This window comes from Herbidospora sp. RD11066 (genome assembly GCF_054661255.1).
In genome coordinates, this window is the sequence record NZ_BAAGDO010000008.1 from 193,014 (window position 1) to 215,514 (window position 22,501).

Consider the following 22,501-nt stretch of genomic DNA (forward strand, 5'->3'; position numbering starts at 1 on the left):
ATAGTCGGACATGTCGATGTGATTTACAGCCAGTCGCGGCCCTTGAACACCAGATAGAGCGTCAGGCAGACACACCCCATGAGCAGCACCGCGAACGGATAGCCCAGGGCCCAGTGCAGCTCGGGCATGTGGTCGAAGTTCATGCCGTAGATCGTTCCGACCAGGGTCGGCGCGAACAGGATGGCCGCCCAGGCCGAGATCTTCTTGACCTCGTCGCCCTGCGCGATGCTGGCGCTGGTGAGCTTGGTCATCTCCTCGTTCTGGGCCTGACTGACCAGGGTCGAGTTGACGATCAGGATGTCCTGGAGCATCTGCCGGAACCCGGCCACCCGCTCGGTGACGGTGATCGCGTGGTCGGCGACGTCGCGCAGGTAGCTCTGCAGCTCCTGGTCGACGCCGAACTTGGGGGCGTGCTGGATGAAGCCGTCGAGCATCTGGGTGAGCGGCACGGTCGCCCGCTGGAACTCGATGACCTCGCGGGAGAGTTCGTAGATGCGCCGGGGGGCGGCCGGGTCGCCGCCGAAGACCTGCACCTCGATCTCGTCGATGTCGTTCTGCAGTCCCGCCACGACGGGGGCGTAGGCGTCGACGACGGCGTCCATGATCGCGTACAGCACCGCTTGGGGGCCCTGCCGGAGCAGGTCGGGGTCGTTCTCCATGCGCTTGCGGACGAGCGAGAGGTCGGGCGCCTCGCTGTGGCGGACGGTGATCACGAAGTCGGGCCCGAGGAAGATGTGCAGCTCACCGAACGCGACCTCCTCCTCGGCGTCGAGGTAGTTGGCCGCCCGGAGCACCATGAACAGGGTGTCGCCGTAGCGGTCGGCCTTCGGCCGCTGGTGGGCGACGATGGCGTCCTCGATGGCGAGGTCGTGCAGGCCGAACTCCTCGGCCACCTTGAGGAGTTCGGTGTCCTCGGGGCGATAGAGGCCTATCCACGCCATCGATCCGGGGTTGGCGCGCAGTGAGGCGAACGCACCCGCGAGGGACAGGGGTGAGTCGACCCGGTGCCCGTTCAGGTAGATCGCGTTGTCGATGACACTCTGCCTGACCAGGTCTTCTTCGGGCTTACGGGGGTCCATGGAGGCCTCGGGGGAGGCGTCCCGCCTCATCCAGGTCCGCATTCGCAGCTTTGCCACATGGTGACGGTATCCCTCCATACCGGGATCAATCCTCTGAGGTGCGGAAGCCCTTAGGCTTCTCCCCGGAGGTGGCCCCCCTGAACGCCCTCTGGAATCAGCTCATCGACACCCACCCGGCGCCGCCGCTGTGGGTGATCGCGGTCGCGGGAGTCGTGGCCTTCGGCATCGTGGCATACCCGCAGACGTGGCATCTGTCCCGGGGTCTGATCACGATCGCCCACGAGGGCGGGCACGCCCTGATGGCGGTGCTGACCCGGCGCAAGCTGCGCGGCATCCGGCTCCATTCCGACACGTCCGGGGTGACCCTGACGCGGGGCCGCCCGACCGGCCCCGGCATGGTGCTGACGGCCGCGGCCGGCTACATCGCCCCCTCGCTCGTGGGTCTGGGCGCCGCCTGGCTGACCGACGCCGGGCACGTCACGCTGCTGCTGTGGCTGGTGCTCGTCCTGCTGACCTGCATGCTGCTGCTGATCAGGAACGCCTTCGGGGTGATCTCCCTGCTGGCCGTCGGCGGCGCGGTGTTCTGCGTGTCGTGGCTGGCGCCGCCCAACGCCCAGGGCGTGGTGGCCTACGGCGCGGCGTGGTTCCTGATGCTCGGCGGGGTGCGCCCCATCCTCGAACTCCAGCGCAAGCGGCGCCGGGGCAGGGCCCCCGACTCCGACGCCGACCAGCTCGCGCGGCTCACCCGCGTTCCCGGTGCATTGTGGGTATTCCTGTTTTTCGTGGTGTCCCTGGTGGCATTGGGATTCGGCGGCTATTTGCTGGTGATGTGAAGAAAAGTCGCGATTTCCGCGGCTTCTTGATCGAGCGGAATTGTGGCGTCCGTCACCACTCCGTTCCGCTCGATCGACCACGTTCTGATGATCGTCCCGTCCTTGACAATGGCCGGCCGGATGATTCCCCCGCCGGGCGCGATCGTGGCCGGTGGAACCGTCATCGGGGCACGTTCCTTCCAGCCGAGCAGAAACTCATCGAACGCGGGCAGCAGCCGAATCCCTTCCCACGGTTCCTTTTCCGGTACGTCGCGATGGGCCCGCTGCGCGTCCTTCACACCGAGCCCTGACCAGTAGGCGAGGTCCTCGGGCGTGGCCGGGGCGTGCGCTTGGGCGTACCGCAGACCGAGCTCCCTGAGCGCGCGGTCACGGTCGGGCTCGAAGACGATCGGCGCCCCGAGCCAGTCGGCGGTGTGGACATAGGTCGCCTTGCCGTTCCGGTCGGGCCCCAGCACCAGCCGTCCCTGCTCCGCCGCGTACGCGGCCAGATGGATGATCGCCTGACCTTCGGCCTGGAGACGTTCGCCGAGTTCGGCCTTGGTGAGCGGCCCCTGCCCGAAGGTGGCCTTCTCGACGCGGTTCGTCAGGTGGGCGGCTCCGAGTTGGTTGAGGCGCCGTTCGATGGTCTTCTGCGAGGACCGGGTGAGCGAGAGCAGCCAGGGCAGATCGTCGGTCCTGATCAGGTGCAGCGTGCCGCGCGGCCCCCACGCCCTGGTGATCTCCTTGTTGTGGAGTGCCTCGTCGACGTCCCGCCTGGTGAACCCGGTGCCCCGGGCGCGCAGCGCGAGGGCCGCGGCCCTCGAATCCTGTGCCTGTACGGCCAGGAGCCGTCCGACCAGCTCGGGAACGGTGGCCTTGGGCCGATCGAGGAGCTGCGCCGCCGCCCGCCTGGGCCATGGATCATTCACGTCTCGATCTTAGGAACGCGGATTGTCGGAGGGGTGCCCTACGGTGGGGCGCGTGCTTCCCGAGACACTCGACGCGGCGCTGTCCGAAGAGGCGGTGCTGGTCACCTACCGCAGGATGTTCGCCGCCCTGGCCCGCGACAGCGGCGCGGTCATCGACGACCCGGCCTTGGTCGACATCGCCGAGACCCTGTTCGCGGCGTTCGCCGAGGCGGGCGAAGAGTGGCTTACCCACGAGCAGATGCGCCACGCGTGCCGCGCCCACCCCGTCGAGCGGTTCGAGAACCGCCTCCGGGTGCTGCGCGGCCTGGGCGCGATCCGCGAGGTCTTCCCCAAGCCCAACCAGCTGCGCTACCGGGCGTCGTTCACCTCGGTCGTCGGCCTGATGTTCATCCGCCGCATGATGGACGACGGCGGCCAGAGCGAGATGCACCGCCTGCTGGCCCTCGAAGACCTGACCGTCGCGGGCCCCCGCACGACGATGGACCAGGCCCGCCGCTCCGCCGACATGCTCGCCCGCGCCTTCCGCCTGTGGGCTCTGGAGCTGGTGACGTTGACGACGGGCACGATCGAGGAGCTCCGCGAACAGGCCCCCAAGCTGTGGGGCACCGAGGAGATCGCCCGCCGCGCCCAGAGCCTCCACACGACGATCCTCACCCGCTGGCCCGACCTCGACCGCGTCTGCACCGACCTCCGCTCGGCCATCTACGCCTACAGCGACGCCTCCCGCCGCGCGGCCGGCCGCCTGGCCGACTCCGCGGGCACGACCCGCAACCTGACCCTCCTCCCGGCGGAGACGTGGCGCACCTTCGCCCAGACGGCGTCCCGCGAACGCCTTGCCGATGTGCTCGACGGTTTCGTCTTCGACGCCCCCGCGCCGTGGCACGACCCTGGCGCGATCGTCCGCGCCGTCGACGAGGCCCCACGGCCGGTTCCCGTTCGCCCGGCCCCGCCGCGTTCGGCCCTTCCCGACGACGGCGCGTCCTCCTCCCTCCAGGCTTCGGTGCCGGGCCGATTCGCCGAGGTGGCGGAGTCGCTGCTGGGCGATCGCGATGCGGTGGCCCTCGAAGAGGTCCTGGTGGGCGACTGGTCGACGATCCGCCGCGTTCTGGCCGATCTGGCCTCGGCTGACCTGCATCCGGAGGCGCCTTACCGGCTGGCCTGGTCCGACACCCTGACGGCCGATCCGGCGGGCCGCCCGAGCTGGCTGTCTCACGGCCGCCTGGAGCGAACCGATGGCTGACGAAACTTGGGGTGTCGGCCACTTCGACCTGGCCGTCCGGGCGGCTGATCGCAGCGGCCCGATGAATGGTGGGGTGGCAGGTCGAGAGGCTGAGCTTGGGTCCAGCACCGCAGCTGAAGGGTCGGATCGGTGGGCGGGCGTGTGGAAGTGCCCGATGACCGGCAGGGCGAAGGTCAGGAGGGCCGGCCGAGAAGTGGTGCTTCGATCCGGCACCGTAGCTGAGGGGTCTGATCAGTTGGTGCCGAGGCTTGCCGACGGCGTGGATGGTCTGCTGCGTGGTGACGGATGGTGGGGAACGCTGTCGTTTCGCGCGGGCGAGTACTTGGTGCGGTCGATGGGTGACGACGGGATGGCGGTGGCCGGTCGGGTAGGCCGTCGGCGGCGGGCGCTTGGATCTGGCCCCGTTGCGTTGGGGCCGAGGTCGGCGGGGCGGGTTCATGGGTGAGCTTCACGCTGAGGCGCGGTCGTCCGGGCTGGTGCCGTTGACCGGGTCGGTTCCTCCCGGGTTCGTTCGGGTGGGCGGGGTCGGGGTGCCCGTGTGGCCTGATGGGGCGTCGCCGTCGTTGCTGGAGGAGTATCAGATCGCGTCCTCGCCCGTGGAGCGGGCGGGGGAGACGCGGCGGGTGCTGGCGTGCTGCCTGCGCATGTGCTGGGCCGATCTCGACGCCGAGCCGTGGCCCGGCGTAGTGGCGTCGGTCGACGACGTGCTGGCCTGTTATCGCACGATGGTCGGGCGTACCGACGACTCGGTGCGGAGCTGGGCCGTCGGGGCGCTGCGGCGGCTCCACGACACCGGGTGGATCGTGCTCGCCGGAGACGGCACGCTGCGCCTCGGGCCGCGCTGTGTGCTCTGGCCCGCCGACGGCCACGCCCAGCTGCGCGAGCTGATGCGGCGCATCGCCGCGCCCGCGCCGTCGGCCGAGGTGACGCCGGTCGTCGAGTCGCGTGACGAGGGGCCCGAGGAGTTCGGCGACCTGCTCGGGGCGTTCGACGAGCGGCGCCGGGCCGAGCTCGTGGCGGCGTTCGTCGCGGTCGAGGCGGCGGCCGAGCCGGTCCACGAGGCGCGGTTCGCGGCGCTGCGCGATCCGGCGCTGCGGCGGGCGCTGATGGAGATGCTGGCCCGGCGTGGGCGAGTGTTGCTCCAGGTCAGGGAGTCGTGGATCTCCGGCTACGCCGACGCCTACCGGGCGACCTCGCTGCCGGAGGCCGAGCGGGCGGTGCTGGCGCTCGTGCTGGTCCACACGGTGGCGATCCCCCGCGCGGAGGGACTGCTGGGAGAGGACACCTGGCTGTCACCCCACCCGGTCCCGACCGAGGAGCTGCGGCGGCGCACCCTGCTGCCCATCGGCGAACTGGAGGCCGCCCTGCGCGCCCTCCGCCAAGCGGGCCTAATCGCCCAGCAGAAGACGAACGAGGAGGGCGCGGGCGGCTACGTGCCGGGCCCGCAGTTCCACCGCCTGACCCGCGCGGCCCGCGCACGGCTCCAGGAGGAACTCATCCTCGCGGCCGGGCCGCAGACACCCCTGGCGGTGGCCATCAGAGCCAAACGCCGCCGCCACGAGCCGGCCGACCCCGACGGAGCGGCATGATGCGCGCCGGTCCGGTCATAGGCGCTGTTGGCGGTGCGAGCGCTTGTGGCGGGATGCGTGCCGGCCGGGTCGCAGACGTCGGCGGTGGTTGCGACCGAGGCCAAGCGACGTTCTCACACGCCGGTGGGTTCAGATGGCATGTGGGCCAGGTGTGCGGTTGGCGGTTGCGCGCACGGCCGGGGGACGTTGTCACGAGCCGGTTGTGCTGCGTGCCGGTCGGGTGGGGGCTCCGCAGGGCTGTCCGGCGCCCACCTGATTCGGGAGGCCCGGGTTCGCCGGGTGGTGATGGGGCGTGCAGGTGGTCGGGGTTGGTCGGTTCGGTACGGAAAGGGCGCGGGGATGACAGAGGTCGTCGATCTGAGTGGGGACAAGCCGGGGGAGCCCGGGGCCTCCGGGCTGTTCCAGGTCGTCGTACCGATCGATGATGTGCGGCCCGTGCGGGCGCCGCAGGACAACATCGTCGGTGACCGGGTGCTCGTCGCGTTTCAGCCGGTCAACATCTCGCGGCTGTCGACCCACACCGTCCCGATCGTGCCGGGGACTCTCGTGGTCGTCGCGGGGGCCGGGCCGAAGGACTCCAACGGGGCCGGGAAGTCGTCGTTCATCGCGGCCATCACGGCGCTGCTCGGCGACGAGCAGTGGCGGTTCGCGTCGGGGGCGAAGGCCGTGTCCGAGCTGCTCTTCAACGCCGAGCTCGCCGCCCACGGCGACCAGCAGTGGGCCAGTGCCGCCCACGGCTACATCGTCGGGGTCTTCGACGTGCCGTCGGCCGGGGTGCCGGTGACCGTGTGGGTGCGGGTCAACCAGGAGGCGCCGCATCTGGAGGTGCGGTGGGCGGAGGGCGTCCATCTGGCGAGTGCCGCCTCGGAGGCCGAGCGGGTCACGCACGCCGACGTCATCTGGTCGGGCCTGCCCAAGAGCGCCGGGCGGCGCGACGTCGTCGCCCGCGACCTGACCAGGGTCCTCTACGGCGACCGGGTCAGGTGCGTGTCGTTCCTGTCGACCTCTGTACGCAGCAAGGTCGCCACCAACCTCCTCTCCCAGCCCCTCAACGAGATCTCGCCCGACCGCATCTTCGAGGCCATCGCCGCCCTCACCGGCCTCGACGCCGAGCTCGACCAGGAGCGCGAGGCCCGCCGCGACGAACACGCCAAACGGGTCCGCGCCGACGACGCCCGCCAGCGGCTGGCCGACTTCGAAGACGAGTCCCGCCACCTTCTGGCCACCTTCGACCGCCGCGACCGCTCCCGCGAACGGCTGGCCGACGCCCTGAAGCACTGGCGCGGCCGACTGGCCCGCCGGGCCGCCGACGCCGCCGAGTCGGAGGCCGTCCTGACGGAGCAGCGGGCCGAGTTCGACGCCGCCACCGAGACCGCCGAGACCGCGATCGCCGAGGTCAGAGCCGAGATCGCGGCCCTGCGTGACGACTCGCTCGACCGCGCGCTGGCCGCCGCCAGGAGGGAGCTGGCCGCCGCCCAGGCGAGCGCCGCCCGTGTCGAGGCCGAACGCGCGGTCGCCCAGAACACCGCCGACCAGCTCCGCGCCCAGATCCCCGCTCTGGAGGAGCAGCGCCGCCGCGCCGACGGCCGCGACCCCGAGCAGGCCCGCGCCGAGCTCGCCGACGCGAGGAAGGTCCACGCCGAGGCGCTCAAGGCCCTCGGCGTCGCCGACCGCGAACACGAGACCGCCCAGGCCGCCCTCCGAGACGCCGAGAACGGCCCGGCCGCCGTCCAGCTCACCGCCTTGGGCCTGGCCGGCATCCCGGCGTCCGGCCTCCTCGACGCCCTCGACGTCGCCGAGAATCGGAATGCGACCACGCCCGACCTCAGCGACAGCGCCCGTGACGCCGCCGCTCGGGATGCGGTCGTGGTCGACTCCGCCGACATGGCCGCCGCCGCGAAAGCGCTGGCCGGGCTGCCCGGCTCCGTGGTGGTCTCGTCGTCGGGCGTAACCGTCGTCGGCCAGGCCGAGTCACTGGTCACCGGGCGGGAGGCCCGCATCAAGGCCGTCGCCAAGCGCGTCGAGCGGGCCGTCGCGGCGCAGGAGAGCGCCGCCGCGGATGTGAAGAAGGCCGAAGACGGCGTCACCGGTGCGGAACGCCGGGTCGAGGGCGCGGAGGCCGCCGACCGGCTGGCGGAACTCGCCACCCGCCTGACCGCCCAGCGCGACCGGCTCACCGAACTGACCGCCGCGGCAGGGGAGCTCACCCCGGCGCTCGACGCCGCAGAGGAGCAGGTCGCGGCGCTCGACTTCCGGGCCCGCACCCGCGACGTCGAGGCCGACCGTCTGGAGGGCCGCCGCCACGCCCTGACCGCCCGCCGCGACGAGGCCCGCGCGGGCGCCGCCCGCATCGAGGCCCAGCGGGTCGCGCTCGGGCTCGACACCCTGGTCAGAGACTGGGGCGGCACGATCGAGGGCGCCCGCGAGTGGCTCGCCGACAGCGAGCTGACCGCCGACGAGTGGTGGCGCGCCGCCGAACGCCACCTCGACGCCGCCCTGCGCGGCGCCTTCGACGACGGCGAGGAGCTGCCCGACGAACTTGCCTACCTCGTCGCCGCCCGCAAAGACGGCCGCGCCGCCGAGGAACTGGCCACCTTCCAGGCGGTGTGCAACGCGCTCGGCTCCTACCTGCGCGCCCAGGAGGAGTACGAACGCCACCAGCGCCGCCAGATCGAAACCCAGATCACCACCCGCCACCGCGACCTCGCCGCCGCCACGAGAGGCGCCGAGGAGGCCGCCCAGTCGACCGCCGTCCACCGGGCGACCTTGACCGAGGCCATCCGCGCCCGCCTGACCCGCGTCTCTGAGGAGTTCGACCGCCTCGACACCGGCTACGGCGGCTATGGCGCCTCCCTCGACTTCCCCGTCCCCGCCGCCCCCGCCGACCCGGAACAGCGCTGGTCGTGGCGGGTCATCCCGAAGTGGAAGCGCGGCGAGGGGCAGGGTTACGTGCCGTACAACCGCCGGGCCAACACCGCGCTCATGGACGAGAAGGCGGTCAAACTGGTCTGCGCGGCGGCGATCGCGTCCAGCGGCGGCAAACACCTGACCCTGGTCCTCGACGAACTCGGCCGCAACCTCGGCAAGGAACACCGCCGCGAGGCGGTCGCCCTGTTCCGCCGCATCGGCGAGACCTACGGCATCACTGTGATCGGCGCCCTCCAGGACGACATGGAGCCCTACGCCATCGACGCCTGCGGTCAGTACGTGAAGCTCCGCCGGTCATCCGACGCGATGGCCTACAACGAACCGCCCATCATCATCGCCCACGACAAACACGCCGACCGCGTCCGCATGCTCTCCGACCACGTCACCCGCATCTGACCAGGGTGTCCCGGAAGCCTGAGCGCCCAGGCGAAAGCCAACGTGATGGCCTCTCGCGGGTCCCGTTCCGAGAAAGGGAAGGCTGAAGATGGTTGCATTAGTGCACGGTGACATCACCGAGCAGCGGGTCGACGTCATCGTCAACGCCGCGAACTCCTCCCTCTTCGGTGGAGGCGGGGTCGACGGCGCGATCCACCGCCGGGGCGGACCGGCGATCCTGGCGGAGTGCCGCGAGCTTCGTGCCTCCCGATACCCCCAGGGCCTGCCGGCCGGCGAGGCGGTGGCCACGACCGCGGGGAACCTGCCGGCCCGCTGGGTGATCCACACCGTCGGGCCGGTCCACTCGGAGACGGAGGACCGCTCCGACCTGCTCGCCTCCTGTTACCTGAAGTCGCTCATGCTCGCCCAGGACCTGGGCGCCGAGAGCATCGCCTTCCCCGCCATCTCCACCGGGATCTTCGGCTGGCCGGTCGCCGACTCCGCCCGTCTCGTCTCCCGTGTGCTGACCTCGACGGGCTTCAGGCTCGACATACGTCTTGTGCTGTTCTCGGCATCCGACCTGCGCGCCTACGAGGAGGCGATGGCGACGAAAGACCACCGGGTCACCGATGCCGAGATCGTCCGCGTCCTCGCCGCCGTGCCCGCCGACCGGTGGCGCGCCCTGTTCGAGGCCGCCGACCGCGTCACGCCCGCCGATCTGGAGACCATCGGCAGTGCCGCGGTCGGCGACCTGTTCCGGCGGCTGTTCCGCGCCCCGCTGATCGTGCGGTGCGACTACTCGAATCCGCTGAGCGAGGGGCGGAGCGCCGAGGACCTCACGGTCGCCGAAGCCGTCAGGCTGATCACCTTCGTCTGGCGGGAGGACTACTGGAGCGGTGGCGGCATGGGTGTCCGGGAGGATCGCATCCGCGACGGCAGCTTGCCGGCGGCGCTCGACACCCTGCGACGCTGGCGTGAGCGTCAGTAATAAATCTACTTTGTAAAGGCGTCGGCTCCCTGCACGTTAATCATGACTAACAGCAACCCGCAGCGACGCCCGGGCCATGACCTCCAGCACCGACGCCATCTCCTCCCGCCCCAGTTCCCCCACACTCCGAGGCGTAGAGTTGAGCAACCCGAACACGGCATGCACCGCAGCCCGCACCCGGGCCACCGCACACCCCGGATACAGGTCACGCACCACCCCCACCCACTCCTCCACGTAAAGCCGCTGCAGCCGCCGAATCGCCCGCTGGTCGGTGAGAGGCACGTTGTGCAGCTCCCGCTCATGCACCCGGATCAGCTCCGGATGCCCCAGCGCGAACTCGATATGCCCCCTGAGCAGCACATCAAAGGCCTCAGAAGGGGGCAGGGAAGCCGCCGACTCCCCGGCGGAGGACAGCCGCGCGGAGATGTCGAGCAGGATCTCGGTCAGCAGCGCCTCCTTCCCCCGGAAGTGCCGGTAGAGGGCCGGCCCAGACACCCCGACCGCAGCGCCGATCTCCTCGATGGACACCCCGTGGAACCCGCGCTCGGCGAACAGTCCGGCCGCCGCGGAGAGGATCTCGGTCCGTCGATTCCGGGTAGGTGTGGTCACGACCCCCATAGTAGACGCCAATGTTAATGGCGACTAACGTGAGCGCCGTAACCCAAGGAGGAGGTGGCCGACGTGTGGCCGGTTCTGTCCAGTCCGGGTGACCCGGGCGGGGCTCCGTACAAGAAGAACGCCGAGGTCAACGAGCGCCTGGTCGCCGAGCTGCGCGACCGGCTCGACACCGCGGCGAAGGGCGGGCCCGAGCGGTCGCGCGTCCGGCATGTCGAGCGGGGCAAGCTGCTGCCCAGAGACCGCGTCGACTCGCTGCTCGACCCGGGCGCGCGCTTCCTGGAGCTTTCGCCGCTGGCCGCTACGGGGCTCTACAACGACGACGCCCCGGCCGCGGGGATCATCACCGGCGTCGGCAGGGTCAGCGGGCGTGAGGTCGTGGTCGTCGCCAACGACGCGACGGTCAAGGGCGGCACCTACTACCCGATGACGGTCAAGAAGCATCTCCGCGCCCAGGAGGTCGCCCTCGACAACCACCTTCCCTGCGTCTACCTGGTCGACTCGGGGGGCGCGTTCCTGCCCAAGCAGGATGAGGTCTTCCCCGACCGCGAGCACTTCGGGCGGATCTTCTACAACCAGGCGACCATGTCCGCGAAGGGCATCCCGCAGATCGCGGCGGTGATGGGCTCGTGCACCGCCGGTGGCGCCTATGTGCCGGCGATGAGCGACGAGGCGGTGATCGTCCGGAACCAGGGCACGATCTTCCTCGGCGGGCCGCCGCTCGTGAAGGCCGCCACGGGGGAGGAGGTCACGGCCGAGGAACTGGGCGGTGGCGACGTCCACTCGCGGATCAGCGGGGTCACCGACCACCTGGCCGACGACGACGCCCATGCCCTCAGGATCGTGCGGGACATCGTCGCCACGTTCGCGCCCCAGAAGAAGGCGTGGGAGCGGACCGAGACCGAGGCGCCCAGATACGCCGCCCACGAGCTCTACGGGCTCGTTCCCCCGGACAGCCGCACCCCTTACGACGTGCGCGAGGTCATCGCGCGGATCGCCGACGGCAGCCGGTTCCTGGAGTTCAAGCAGGAATACGGCCCGACGCTCGTCACCGGGTTCGCGCGCATCCACGGTCACCCTGTCGGGATCATCGCCAACAACGGCATCTTGTTCGCCGAGTCGGCCATGAAGGGCGCCCACTTCATCGAGCTGTGCGACAAGAGGGAGATCCCGCTCGTGTTCCTGCAGAACATCAGCGGGTTCATGGTCGGCAAGGCCTACGAGCAGGGCGGCATCGCCAAGCACGGCGCGAAGATGGTCACCGCCGTCGCCTGCGCGCGGGTGCCGAAGCTGACCGTCGTCGTCGGCGGCTCGTTCGGGGCCGGCAACTACGCCATGGCCGGACGCGCCTACTCCCCACGTTTCCTCTGGATGTGGCCGAACGCCCGCATCTCGGTCATGGGCGGCGAGCAGGCCGCGACCGTGCTGTCGATGGTCGGCGACGCCGATCCCGAGGCGATCAGGGCCCAGTACGAATCGCAGGGCAACCCCTACTACTCGACCGCGCGCCTGTGGGACGACGGCGTCATCGACCCCGCCGACACCCGGACCGTCCTCGGCCTGGCCCTCGGCGCCTGCGCGAACGCACCGCTGGGGCCGGTCGGCTACGGCGTCTTCAGGATGTGAGAGCCATGTTCGACACCGTTCTGGTCGCCAACCGGGGCGAGATCGCCCTCCGCGTCATCAGGACCCTCCGCCGCCTCGGCATCAGGTCCGTCGCCGTCTACACCGAGGGCGACACCACCCATGCCGACAAAGCTGACATTGCGGTAAAAATCGGAAGCTATCTCAGTATCCCCGACGTCATCGAGGCGGCCCGGAAGACACAAGTCCAGGCCGTCCACCCCGGCTACGGCTTCCTCTCCGAGAACCTCGACTTCGCGAAGGCGTGCCGGGAGAACGCGATCGTCTTCGTCGGGCCGCCCGCCGAGGCGATCGAGGCCATGGGCGACAAGATCCGGGCCAAGGAGACCGTCGCCGCCGCCGGGGTCCCCGTCGTCCCCGGTGCGTCCACCGGCCTGGAGCACTTCCGCGACTTCCCCGCGCTGATCAAGCCGTCCGCCGGTGGCGGCGGCAAGGGCATGGTTCTGGTCCACTCGAAAGAGGAGTTGCCCGAGGCCATTGCCTCGGCCGCGCGGACCGCGCTCGCCGCCTTCGGTGACGGCACCCTTCTCATCGAGCGGTACGTCGAGAGCCCTCGCCACATCGAGATCCAGGTGCTGGCCGACGGCCATGGCAACGTCGTCCACCTGGGCGAGCGTGAGTGCAGCCTGCAGCGCCGGCACCAGAAGATCATCGAAGAGGCCCCCTCGCCCCTCCTCGACGACGCCACCCGCGCCAAGATGGGCGCCGCCGCCGTGGAGGCCGCCCGCAGCGTCGGCTACGTCAACGCGGGCACCATCGAGTTCATCGTGCACGGCGCCACCGGCGAGTTCTTCTTCATGGAGATGAACACCCGCCTCCAGGTCGAACACCCGGTCACCGAACTCGTCACCGGCCTCGACCTGGTCGAACTCCAGCTCAGAGTGGCGGCGGGGGAGCGGCTGCCGCTCACCCAGGACGACATCCGGCTCGACGGTCACGCCGTCGAGGCGCGCGTCTACGCCGAAGACCCCGCGCGGGGCTTCCTGCCGAGCACCGGCCGCGTCCTCGCGCTCCGGGAGCCGGAGGTCCGGTTCGACTCGGGCATCGTCGAGGGCAGCGTGATCGGCACCGGCTACGACCCGATGCTCGCCAAGGTCATCGCCTGGGCGCCGACGCGACAGGAAGCGCTGGCCAAGCTCGACCAGGCGCTGGGCGAAACGGTCATCCTCGGTGTGACCACGAACCTGGCCTTCCTCCAGCGGCTCCTCCGGAACGACCGGGTCCGGCAGGGCCACCTCGACACCGGGCTCGTCGAACGCGAACTCGACCCCGCAGAACCGCCCACTCCCGGATACGTCCTGACGGAGGCGGCCAGGGTCTTCACGCCGCAGCCGGCCTCCGACGATCCCTGGGACATCCCCGACGGCTGGCGCATCGGCCGGCACCGCCCGCCGACCCACCTTCTGGAAGTGCGGGGCGAGATCGTCGAGGCGCCGGAGTCTGACGGTGTGACCAGGCGTTTCACCACGGCCCGTGACGGCTCGACCCTGTGGCTGCATGCCGAAGGACAGACGTACAAGATCACCAAGCATGAGCCCATCGAGGAGCGGTCGGCCGCCGCCCAGGCGGGTGACGGCGCGGTCCGCAGCCCCATGCCGGGCACGGTCCTGGTCGTGAAGGCCGCCCAGGGCGATGAGGTCACCGAGGGGCAGCCGCTGCTGATCGTGGAGGCGATGAAGATGGAGCACACCATCACCGCCCCCATCGACGGCACGCTCACCACGCTCGGCGTGCGCGCCGGTCAGCAGGTCGCCCTCGACGAGGTCCTCGCGATCGTGGAGGCGGGAGCATGACGTACAAGATCGACGGTCTTCCCGAAGAGGTCACGATCTACGAGGTCGGCGCCCGCGACGGCCTCCAGAACGAGAAGGCGATCGTCCCGGTCGAGGTCAAGGCCGAGTTCGTGGAAAGGCTCGCCGCGGCGGGCCTGAAGGTCATCGAGGCGACGAGTTTCGTCCACCCGCAATGGGTCCCGCAGCTCGCCGACGCCGAGGACCTCCTCAAGATCGCCCCCCGGAGAAAAGGTGTCCGCTACCCGGTGCTGGTCCCGAACGAGCGCGGGCTCGACCGCGCGCTCGAACTCGGCTGTACCGAGATCGCGATCTTCGGCAGCGCCACCGAGACCTTCGCTGAGCGCAACCTGAACCGGTCGCTGACGACTCAGTTCGACATGTTCGCCCCGGTGGTGGACAGGGCCCTGGCCAACGGGCTCACGGTCCGCGCCTACGTCTCGATGTGCTTCGGCGACCCGTGGGAGGGCCCCGTCCCGATCGAGCAGGTCGTGGACGTCGGCAGCAGGCTCCTCGACCTCGGCTGCACCGAGTTGTCCCTGGGCGACACCATCGGCGTCGCCACCGCGGGGCACGTCGGCGCGCTGCTCGACGCGTTCCCCCGGGAGAGGCCGCTCGCGGTCCACTTCCACGACACCTACGGCCAGGCCCTCGCCAACGTCGTCGAGGCCCTGCGCCACGGGATCACCGTCATCGACGCCAGCGCGGGCGGCATCGGCGGCTGCCCCTACGCCAAGTCGGCCACCGGGAACCTCGCCACCGAAGACCTGATCTGGCTCCTCGACGGCCTCGGCATCCGGCACGGCGTCGACCTTCGCGAACTCGCCGCCACCAGCCACTGGCTCGCCGGACAGCTCGGCCGCCCCAGCCCCAGCGCGGTGGTCCGCGCACTCACCCAGGAGTCCTGAAATGCTCACCGAAGACCACGAGGATCTGCGCAAGACCGTCGAGGCGTTCGCCCGGGACGAGGTCGCCCCCGTGATCGGCGACCTCTACGAGAAGGGCGAGTTCCCCTACGACATCGTCCGCAAGATGGGCGCGATGGGCCTGTTCGGCCTGCCCATCCCCGAGGAGCACGGCGGCATGGGCGGCGACTACTTCGCCCTCTGCCTCGCCCTCGAAGAACTGGCGCGGGTCGACTCCAGTGTGGCGATCACCCTGGAGGCGGCCGTCTCGCTGGGCGCGATGCCGCTGCACCGCTTCGGCACCGACGCCCAGAAGGCGCAGTGGCTGCCGAAGCTGGCGGCAGGCACCCAGCTCGGCGCGTTCGGCCTGACCGAGCCGGGCGGCGGCTCCGACGTGCCCGGCGGCATGCGGACCACCGCCGTCCTCGACGGCGGCGAGTGGGTGATCAACGGCTCGAAGGCGTTCATCACCAACTCGGGCACGTCCATCACCGGCTTCATCGGGGTCGCCGCGATCACCGGGAAGCGCGCCGACGGTAAGCCCGAGATCTCCACGATCATCGTCCCGGCCGGCACGCCGGGCCTCGGGGTCTCGGAGAAGTACTCGAAGGTCGGCTGGTCGTCCAGCGACACCCGCGAGCTGTCGTTCACCGACTGCCGGGTCCCGGCCGAGAACCTCCTCGGCGAGCGCGGCCGGGGCTACGCCCAGTTCCTCCAGACCTTGGACGAGGGCCGCATCGCCATCGCGGCCCTGTCGGTCGGCCTGGCCCAGGGCTGCGTCGACGAATCGGTCCGGTACGTCGCCGAGCGGCACGCCTTCGGCCACCCGATCGGCCACTACCAGGCGCTCCAGTTCAAGATCGCTGACATGGAGGTCCGCGTGCACACCGCCCGCCTGGCCTACTACCACGCCGCCGAGAAGATGCTGGCGGGCCTGCCGTTCAAGAAGGAGGCTGCCATCGCCAAACTGGCCGCCTCCAACGCCGCCATGGACAACTCCCGCGACGCCACTCAGATCTTCGGCGGCTACGGCTTCATGAACGAGTACCCCGTCGGCCGCTTCTACCGGGACGCCAAGATTCTGGAGATCGGCGAGGGCACGAGCGAGATCCAGCGCATGCTCATCGCCCGTGAACTGGGCCTCGGAGGCCTCTGACCACGATTAATTAATCCTTAGAAACCCGATCAAGAGGACAGGTCCACTCCCGGCTGCTGGTTGTCTGTCTTGTACGACATCCCCGCAACCCACATGAAGGGCATCAAAGTGGACCTGAACCTCACTCGTCGTCGCGCCATCGGCACCGCCGCGCTGGCCGGGGTCGGCGTCGCGGTCGCGGCGTGTTCGGGAGAGCAGGGCACGACCGCCGAGCCGGCCCCCGCCGGGACCGACGCGGCGCCTCCCGCCGAGAGCGCCCCCGCGGCCGGTGGCGCCGCCCTCGCGGCGACGGCCGACGTGCCGGTCGGCGGTGGCGTGATCACCGAGCAGGCCGTCATCACCCAGCCGGAGGCGGGCACGTACAAGGCCTTCAGCCCGGTCTGCACCCACCAGGGCTGCAAGGTCAAGAGCATCGAGGCCGACAAGATCGTCTGCCCGTGCCACAACTCGCAGTTCTCGATCGCCGACGGCTCGGTCGTGGGCGGCCCCGCTCCCCAGCCGCTCCCCGAGGTGCCGATCAAGGTCGAGGGTGACTCGATCATGCTCGGATAAAGTGCGAAAGTTTGGCACCATTACCACCAGTGGTACGTGGCCGGACGTACCACTTCCCACCTGCTTAAACTTCCCTTAAGGCTGACGTTTCGGCTGCCTCAGTAGCCAGGTGACCGCATCCCGGTGATGGACGCGCAGGTCGGACGGATCCTAGAGTCGCCTCATGACGTCCGGTGATCTCCAGCTTCGAAGAGCAGAGAAGACCGATGCGGAGCAGATCTTCGCATTGGCCCGGGAATTCGCCGTGTCATTCCGGCCCGAAAGGGCCTCGTTCGACGCCGCGTTCCCGGAGCTCCTGGAGAACGAGGAGGCGCTCCTCCTCGTGGCCACCGTCGACGGCACGGTCCGGGGTTACCTCCTGGGCTTCACCCACCTGACCCTGTTCGCCAACGGCCGGGTCGCGTGGGTGGAGGAGGCGATCATCGAGGCCGGCTTCCGCCGTCTCGGCCTGGGCCGCCACCTGCTCGAGGAGTTCGAGCAGTGGGCGCGCAGCCGCGACGCGGGATACGTGTCGCTGGCCACGCGCCGCGCCGCGGAGTTCTACAAGGCGACCGGCTACGAGGTGTCGGCCACCTACTACCGCAAGCTGCTCCGCCCCAAGACGTCCTAGGACGTCAGCTGGGCGTCGAGCCGGTAGCCGTCGACGGTCACGTAGACCGAGTCGCCCGGACGCGCGTTCAACCGCATCAGCACCGGCTGCAGCGAGTCGAAGACCGGCTGCCGGTCGCGCCACACGAGCACCACGGCGTTGTCGCCGGGGCCGGTCACCGACAGCAGGGTGCCAGGACGCATGCCGAGCTGGGCCGCGTAGTTCTCCGGCACCGCCACCGGCTCACCGCGCAGGTGCCCGCTGGTGACGTCGATCCGCTGCCAGCGGCGCGGGTCGGACGCCGGGCTCGGCGTCGAACGCGGGCTGGGCACCAGGTGCGGTCGCGGCGCGCCGCCCGTGAGGGCGTTGAGCGCGGCCAGCGCGGTCTGGGGGTCGGGTCCGCTGTGCGCCATCTTCGGTATCGGCACGCCCGCCGGACGGGCCGGGTGGCCGTTGGCGCCGGGGGTCCGGCGGGGCAGGGGCGCGTCGCCGACGGGGGCGCCGCCGTTCGCTGCGGTCGGGTTCGTGAGGCTCTTCGGCAGGGCTTCCATCCAGGCCTTGGCGGAATGGGAACGGATACCGAGCTGACCCAGCAGCTCGATCACGTCGGCGTCGGCCGCGTGGGCCGACAGAAGCTGGCGGGTGCGGTCGCGCAGGCCGCCCAGGTCGCCCACGACGAGCCAGCCGTCCTGGAGACGGCGGTCGGGCATGAGGGTCACCAGGACACGCCACAGGGGCGTACGCAGCGCCGGGACCTCTATCGGGTGGGAGGCGTCGGCGGCGATGAGCTGTTCCTGGGTGGCGGCGGTGCCGAGCCACTCGGTGAGGCCGAACAGGTGGCCGGTCAGGGCGGCGGAGTCGGGGGAGCGCAGCCACATCAGCACCCGCTCCTCGGCGGTGCGCTGGGCCTGCGACAGCAGCTCACGGTCGACGCCGAGTTCGTGGGCGAGGGTGCGGAGGCTGATCGGCTCGGCGGCGAACAGGCGCTGCGCGGCGACCGCGCGCTCCAGCTGGTTCCACTCGCGGAACAGGTGCTCGACCAGGCCGACCATCGGGTGCTCGGCCGTGTTGAGCGGCGCGGGCTTCTTCTCGGGCTCCTTGACCGGGGCCGGCACGACGGGGGTGCCGTTGACGGCCGGTTTCCCGCCGTTGACGCCGTTGACCGGGCGCGCCGGGAGGGCGGGGATCGCGGCCATCATGCCGGTCTCCTCGACGGACGGCACGGGCGCCGCCAGCGGACCGGCGACGGGCGCCTTCTGCGGGGCGGGGGCCTGCTGCTTGGCCGGGGCGGCCGCGGCGGCGGGCTGCGCGGGGGCCTGCGCGGCGGCGTCGGCGGTGATCTCGATGCGGATGTGCGCGAAGATCTCCTTGAACACCGCCGTGAGCACGACCTCGGAGGAGGCCGCGGCCGACGGGGTGGCCAGGTCGGCGGTGGTGAGCCGGCGGAGGCGGGTCCAGCCGCCCAGGCCGATGATCACCGAGCGCACCGGCTCGGGCCAGCCGGGCAGCTGCCGGTCGACCGTGTGCACCTGCAAAGCGGGCATGAAATCGGTCAGCGGCAGATGGTCGAGATGAGTCACGGCGAGCCGGGCGAGCCGCTCGCAGACCCAGTCGACTCCGGTCGTGCCGAGGGCACGACCCAGCGCGACGGAGCCCCACCAGCCACCGGGCAGGCGTGGGTCGGCCAGCACTTCGGCCACCTGCTGGGGGCGGCTCCAGCGTAGAGCGGGAACCAGATCGCTCAGGCAGATCGTTGACTCGGCGTCCATCGGTTGACCGCACCCTCCCGAGAGTGACGCTTGTTGCTAATGGTGCAGCTTACGCCGCAAGCTATCAATTGGTGTCAATAGGGTAAAGCTCAGTTGCGTTCTTGACGGCCGGGGGACGTCCGCCGACGAGGCCAACGGCCCCTCTGCCTGCGCGGCAGCCCGCTTCGAGACTTTCTGAACCGGTGGAACCCGCGAGTCGTGCCGTGAGGAACCCGGCGGCGAACGCGTCTCCCGCGCCGGTGGAGTCGACGACGCGGTCACCCGGTCCCGTCGCGACGGCACCGGCCCGAGCAACGATACGCCCGTCTTGGGCGAGAAGCGCGCCCGCCGGGCCGAGCTTCACAACCGCTGTGTCATAGCGGGAGCCGAGGAGTTCGGCCGCCCGCTCGGGTTCGGTGGCTCCGGTCAGCACGAGTGCCTCGTCGCGGTTGGGGATGATCACGTCTGCTGCCCGTGTCTCGGCCACGAAACGTTCGGGGCCGAAGTCGTGCAGGAACCGGGTCGAGGCCGGGTCGACGCTGACGGTGATGTCCCTGGCCGCGTCCATCGCGATGCGGGCCAGTTCGAGTCCCTCCGGCGTCCACATGAGGTAGCCGGACAGGTGGAGGCAGCCGACGCCGTCGAGCAGTGAGTCGTTCCAGTCGCCGGGGCCCAGATGGCGTGCCGCGCCCCGGTTGGTGAGGAAGGACCGCTCCCCGGCGCCGTCGACCATGGAGATCACCATGGCGGTCGGGCGGCCGGGGTCGACGGTCACATGGGTTTGGACGCCGCTCAGCGCGTTCAGGTGCCACGCCGCCGTGTCGGATCCGACGCGGGCCAGCAGCCGGGCGTCGCCGCCCAGGTGGGCCGCCCACGCCGCGGTGTTGGCTCCCGAGCCGCCCGGCCGCAGCGCGATGTCGGCCTCGGTGTCGGTGCCCGCGGCGACCGGCTCCCGATGGAGGGCGACGACGTCGGTCACGACATCGCCGATCACCAATAGCCCCCTCATGCGTCCCTCAGATCTCCGGCGTCCAGGATGACGCGATTTCCGCCGCCAGGCGGGTGTTTCCGCGTACTGCCGCGAGGTTCGCCTCAAGTGAGGCGCCTTGGGTGGCCTCGACCAGGTATTCCAGCAAGTAGGGGGTGATCGCCTGACCTGTCACGCCGCTGGTCTCGGCGGCGTTCAGGGCCGCGGCGAGCACGCGGTCGTGCAGGGCCGGGTCCAACTGCTCGTTCTCCGGTACGGGGTTCGCCACGATCAGCGCGGTCTCGGGCCCTCCGAGGGCGTCCTGGGCGCGCATGATGCCGGCGGCCTCCTCGGCGCTCTCGATCCGCCAGTCGACCGGCTCGCCGGAGGTGTGCAGGTAGAAGCCGGGGAACTCGTCGGTGCGGAAGCCGACCACGGTGACCTGGCGGGTCTCCAGGCGCTGGAGGGTGGCGGGGACGTCCAGGATCGACTTCACCCCGGCGCAGACGACCGTGATCCGGGTGCGGCTCAGGGTGTCGATGTCGGCCGATTCGTCCTGTACGGAGGTGTAACCGCGGTGCACGCCGCCCAGGCCGCCGGTGGCGAACACCCGCAGGCCGGCCCGCGCGGCCAGGAACGAGGTCGCCGAGACGGTGGTCGCGCCGCTCAGCCCGAGGTTCGCGCACGGCGGCAGGTCGCGGAAGCCGAGCTTGCGCAGGCCGGGCTCGGTGGCGACCCGGACCAGCTCCTCGTCGGTGAGCCCGACGCGCGGCACGCCGTCGAGCACCGCGATCGTGGCCGGGACCGCTCCACCCTTCCGGACCAGACCCTCCAGCTCACGGGCCACTTCGAGGTTCCTGGGCTGCGGCAGGCCGTGGGAGATGATGGTCGACTCCAGCGCCACCACCGGGCGTCCCTCCGCCTGCGCCGTCGCCACTTCCTCGGAACGCTTGATCATTGAAATTTCCCCATACGTCGCAGGTGGTCCCAGAGCACTCACAAATGTAGGGTGCGGGCATGGTGTCCCAGCCGCAGCCCCATTGGCAGACCGGTCTCTAGCCCCACATCCGCTTTCGTCCAGTCACGAAAACGAGGGGTTCCACCATGTTCGACGTCGTCATCGCCGGTGCCGGTCACAACGGCCTGGTCGCCGCCGCCTATCTCGCCCGCGCCGGCAAGAGCGTGCTCCTGCTGGAGCGGTTCGGCCACGTGGGCGGCCTGGCCGTCTCGGCCCAGGCCTTCCCGGGCGTCGAGGCCCGGGTCTCGCGCTACTCCTACCTCGTCAGCCTGCTGCCCTCGAAGGTCGTGAAGGACCTCGGGCTGCCCCTTGATCTCCGGCGGCGGCGCTTCTCGTCGTACACCCCGGTCGGAACCGGTGGTCTCCTGGTGGACGGCGGCGACGAAGACCGCACCGCCGCCTCGTTCGCGAACATCACCGGGGGCGGCCACGAGATCGTCGCCTGGCGCCGCTTCTACGCCATGACGGCCGCCGTCGCGACCGCGATCGCGCCCACCCTGATCGAGCCGCTGGTGCCACGCGACCGTCTCAAGGCGCTGGTCGGGGACGCGTGGACCGATCTGTTCGAACGTCCCATCGGCCAGGTGGTGAACGAGCGGTTCGCCAACGACGTGGTGCGCGGGGTGGTGCTGACCGACGCGCTGATCGGCACCTTCGCCGACCCCGACGCCGACCTGCTGGCCAACCGGTGCTTCCTCTACCACGTCATCGGCGACGGGACGGGCGACTGGAACGTCCCCGTCGGCGGCATGGGCGCCGTCACGGGCGGGCTCGCCGACATCGCCAGGAAGGCGGGCGCGGAGATCCGCGTGAACGCCGAGGTGGTCGCGATCGACCCGGCGACGGGCGAGGTGACGTACCGAGACGAAACGGGCGAGCACACCGTGACCGGCGGGAAGGTCCTCGCGAACCTGCCGCCCTTCACGCTCGCGCGGCTGCTCGGCGAGGAGAGCCCCGAGCGGCCCGAAGGCGCCCAGATCAAGATCAATATGGTGCTGAAGCGGCTGCCGAAGCTGAAAGACCGGTCGGTCGACCCGCGCGAGGCGTTCAGCGGCACCTTCCACATCAACGAGAGCCGCGACCAGCTCGCCGCCGCGTTCCGGCAGGCGTCGGCGGGGGAGATCCCCGGCCTGCCGCCCGCCGAGGTCTACTGCCACTCGTTGACCGACCCCTCGATCCTCGGCCCCGAGCTGCGCAGATCCGGCGCGCAGACGATGACGCTGTTCGGCCTGCACATGCCCGCGCGGCTGTTCGACCGCCCCGGGGCCAAGGAGGAGGCGGTCCGCCGGACCCTGGCCTCGATCGACTCGGTGCTCGCCGAGCCCATCGAAGGCGTCCTGCTGCCCGGCTGCCTGGAGGCCAAGACCCCTCTCGACCTGGAGAAGGACGCCGCCCTCCCGGGCGGGCACATCTTCCACCAGGACCTCTCCTGGCCCTACGCCGAGGGAGAGGGCCGCTGGGGCGTGGAGACCGCCCACGAACGGCTGCTGCTGTGCGGGGCGGGAGCCAGGCGCGGCGGCGGGGTGAGCGGGATCCCCGGCCACAACGCGGCGATGGCCGTTCTGGGACGTTAAGGG

At 70.8% G+C, this 22,501-nt stretch carries 18 protein-coding genes; 12 read left to right on the top strand and 6 right to left on the bottom strand.

Annotated features, from left to right (window positions below):
* Positions 1-23 precede the first annotated feature (23 nt).
* Positions 24-1,136, bottom strand: coding sequence for a magnesium and cobalt transport protein CorA (locus ACYQ78_RS28280; RefSeq protein ID WP_459803974.1), 1,113 nt, complete (start codon positions 1,134-1,136; stop codon positions 24-26).
* Positions 1,137-1,177: 41 nt separating this feature from the next.
* Between ACYQ78_RS28280 and ACYQ78_RS28285 the strand changes: the two genes are divergently transcribed.
* The gene (locus ACYQ78_RS28285; protein WP_459803975.1) at positions 1,178-1,912 is read left to right on the top strand and encodes a M50 family metallopeptidase; all 735 of its coding nucleotides are present in this window, start codon (positions 1,178-1,180) and stop codon (positions 1,910-1,912) included.
* On the opposite strand, the gene ACYQ78_RS28290 is transcribed toward ACYQ78_RS28285, so the two are convergent.
* On the bottom strand, positions 1,894-2,820 hold the full coding sequence (locus ACYQ78_RS28290; protein WP_459803976.1) for a winged helix DNA-binding domain-containing protein: 927 nt from the start codon (positions 2,818-2,820) through the stop codon (positions 1,894-1,896). The two genes, ACYQ78_RS28285 and ACYQ78_RS28290, sit on opposite strands and share 19 nt — an antisense overlap.
* A gap of 52 nt (positions 2,821-2,872) precedes the next feature.
* On the opposite strand from ACYQ78_RS28290, the gene ACYQ78_RS28295 reads away from it, so the two are divergent.
* The 4 genes from ACYQ78_RS28295 (at position 2,873) to ACYQ78_RS28310 (ending at position 9,940) form a co-directional block, all read left to right on the top strand.
* Positions 2,873-4,060 (top strand): hypothetical protein, encoded by a 1,188-nt coding sequence (locus tag ACYQ78_RS28295; protein WP_459803977.1) that lies wholly within the window; start codon positions 2,873-2,875, stop codon positions 4,058-4,060.
* A gap of 437 nt (positions 4,061-4,497) precedes the next feature.
* Positions 4,498-5,649 carry a hypothetical protein gene (locus ACYQ78_RS28300; protein ID WP_459803978.1) on the top strand — a complete coding sequence of 384 codons (1,152 nt, stop codon included), beginning with the start codon at positions 4,498-4,500 and terminating at the stop codon, positions 5,647-5,649.
* A 339-nt stretch (positions 5,650-5,988) separates the two neighbouring features.
* Positions 5,989-8,973: a coiled-coil domain-containing protein gene (locus ACYQ78_RS28305; RefSeq protein ID WP_459803979.1), complete on the top strand. Its 2,985-nt coding sequence runs from the start codon at positions 5,989-5,991 to the stop codon at positions 8,971-8,973.
* Positions 8,974-9,061: 88 nt separating this feature from the next.
* A complete protein-coding gene (locus tag ACYQ78_RS28310; protein ID WP_459803980.1) occupies positions 9,062-9,940 on the top strand; it encodes an O-acetyl-ADP-ribose deacetylase in 879 nt (292 codons plus the stop codon).
* Positions 9,941-9,976: 36 nt separating this feature from the next.
* Here the strand turns inward: ACYQ78_RS28310 and ACYQ78_RS28315 are convergent, their stop codons facing one another.
* The gene (locus tag ACYQ78_RS28315; protein WP_459803981.1) at positions 9,977-10,558 is read right to left on the bottom strand and encodes a TetR/AcrR family transcriptional regulator; all 582 of its coding nucleotides are present in this window, start codon (positions 10,556-10,558) and stop codon (positions 9,977-9,979) included.
* A gap of 54 nt (positions 10,559-10,612) precedes the next feature.
* On the opposite strand from ACYQ78_RS28315, the gene ACYQ78_RS28320 reads away from it, so the two are divergent.
* The 6 genes from ACYQ78_RS28320 to ACYQ78_RS28345 all read left to right on the top strand — a co-directional run bounded on the left by ACYQ78_RS28320 (position 10,613) and on the right by ACYQ78_RS28345 (position 17,212).
* Positions 10,613-12,181, top strand: coding sequence for a carboxyl transferase domain-containing protein (locus ACYQ78_RS28320; RefSeq protein ID WP_459803982.1), 1,569 nt, complete (start codon positions 10,613-10,615; stop codon positions 12,179-12,181).
* Positions 12,182-12,186: 5 nt separating this feature from the next.
* Positions 12,187-13,992 carry an acetyl/propionyl/methylcrotonyl-CoA carboxylase subunit alpha gene (locus ACYQ78_RS28325; protein ID WP_459803983.1) on the top strand — a complete coding sequence of 602 codons (1,806 nt, stop codon included), beginning with the start codon at positions 12,187-12,189 and terminating at the stop codon, positions 13,990-13,992.
* Positions 13,989-14,897, top strand: coding sequence for a hydroxymethylglutaryl-CoA lyase (locus tag ACYQ78_RS28330; protein WP_459803984.1), 909 nt, complete (start codon positions 13,989-13,991; stop codon positions 14,895-14,897). Before ACYQ78_RS28325 ends, ACYQ78_RS28330 begins: the two co-directional genes overlap by 4 nt.
* A gap of 1 nt (position 14,898) precedes the next feature.
* Positions 14,899-16,050, top strand: a complete 1,152-nt coding sequence (locus ACYQ78_RS28335; RefSeq protein WP_459803985.1) for an acyl-CoA dehydrogenase family protein — start codon at positions 14,899-14,901, stop codon at positions 16,048-16,050.
* A 108-nt stretch (positions 16,051-16,158) separates the two neighbouring features.
* Entirely contained in the window at positions 16,159-16,602 is a 444-nt protein-coding gene (locus tag ACYQ78_RS28340) for a Rieske (2Fe-2S) protein (RefSeq protein ID WP_459803986.1), read from the top strand.
* Between the two features lie 163 nt (positions 16,603-16,765).
* Complete coding sequence (locus ACYQ78_RS28345) at positions 16,766-17,212, top strand: GNAT family N-acetyltransferase (protein WP_459803987.1); 447 nt, start codon at positions 16,766-16,768, stop codon at positions 17,210-17,212.
* Here ACYQ78_RS28345 and ACYQ78_RS28350 read toward each other — a convergent pair.
* The 3 genes from ACYQ78_RS28350 to ACYQ78_RS28360 all read right to left on the bottom strand — a co-directional run bounded on the left by ACYQ78_RS28350 (position 17,209) and on the right by ACYQ78_RS28360 (position 20,864).
* Positions 17,209-18,960 carry a hypothetical protein gene (locus ACYQ78_RS28350; RefSeq protein ID WP_459803988.1) on the bottom strand — a complete coding sequence of 584 codons (1,752 nt, stop codon included), beginning with the start codon at positions 18,958-18,960 and terminating at the stop codon, positions 17,209-17,211. The two genes, ACYQ78_RS28345 and ACYQ78_RS28350, sit on opposite strands and share 4 nt — an antisense overlap.
* 64 nt (positions 18,961-19,024) lie before the next feature.
* Positions 19,025-19,933 carry a carbohydrate kinase family protein gene (locus tag ACYQ78_RS28355; RefSeq protein ID WP_459803989.1) on the bottom strand — a complete coding sequence of 303 codons (909 nt, stop codon included), beginning with the start codon at positions 19,931-19,933 and terminating at the stop codon, positions 19,025-19,027.
* Positions 19,934-19,955: 22 nt separating this feature from the next.
* Positions 19,956-20,864, bottom strand: coding sequence for a pseudouridine-5'-phosphate glycosidase (locus ACYQ78_RS28360; protein WP_459803990.1), 909 nt, complete (start codon positions 20,862-20,864; stop codon positions 19,956-19,958).
* Positions 20,865-21,010: 146 nt separating this feature from the next.
* On the opposite strand from ACYQ78_RS28360, the gene ACYQ78_RS28365 reads away from it, so the two are divergent.
* A complete protein-coding gene (locus ACYQ78_RS28365) occupies positions 21,011-22,498 on the top strand; it encodes a phytoene desaturase family protein (protein ID WP_459803991.1) in 1,488 nt (495 codons plus the stop codon).
* The last annotated feature ends 3 nt before the right edge of the window (positions 22,499-22,501 follow it).

Coding starts and splice junctions, on each gene's coding strand:
- ACYQ78_RS28300 (WP_459803978.1), top strand. CDS start 4,498: ATGGGTGAGCTTCACGCTGAGGCGCGGTCGTCCGGGCTGGTGCCGTTG.
- ACYQ78_RS28305 (WP_459803979.1), top strand. CDS start 5,989: ATGACAGAGGTCGTCGATCTGAGTGGGGACAAGCCGGGGGAGCCCGGG.
- ACYQ78_RS28310 (WP_459803980.1), top strand. CDS start 9,062: ATGGTTGCATTAGTGCACGGTGACATCACCGAGCAGCGGGTCGACGTC.
- ACYQ78_RS28315 (WP_459803981.1), bottom strand. CDS start 10,558: ATGGGGGTCGTGACCACACCTACCCGGAATCGACGGACCGAGATCCTC.
- ACYQ78_RS28325 (WP_459803983.1), top strand. CDS start 12,187: ATGTTCGACACCGTTCTGGTCGCCAACCGGGGCGAGATCGCCCTCCGC.
- ACYQ78_RS28330 (WP_459803984.1), top strand. CDS start 13,989: ATGACGTACAAGATCGACGGTCTTCCCGAAGAGGTCACGATCTACGAG.
- ACYQ78_RS28335 (WP_459803985.1), top strand. CDS start 14,899: ATGCTCACCGAAGACCACGAGGATCTGCGCAAGACCGTCGAGGCGTTC.
- ACYQ78_RS28345 (WP_459803987.1), top strand. CDS start 16,766: ATGACGTCCGGTGATCTCCAGCTTCGAAGAGCAGAGAAGACCGATGCG.
- ACYQ78_RS28350 (WP_459803988.1), bottom strand. CDS start 18,960: ATGGACGCCGAGTCAACGATCTGCCTGAGCGATCTGGTTCCCGCTCTA.
- ACYQ78_RS28360 (WP_459803990.1), bottom strand. CDS start 20,864: ATGATCAAGCGTTCCGAGGAAGTGGCGACGGCGCAGGCGGAGGGACGC.
- ACYQ78_RS28365 (WP_459803991.1), top strand. CDS start 21,011: ATGTTCGACGTCGTCATCGCCGGTGCCGGTCACAACGGCCTGGTCGCC.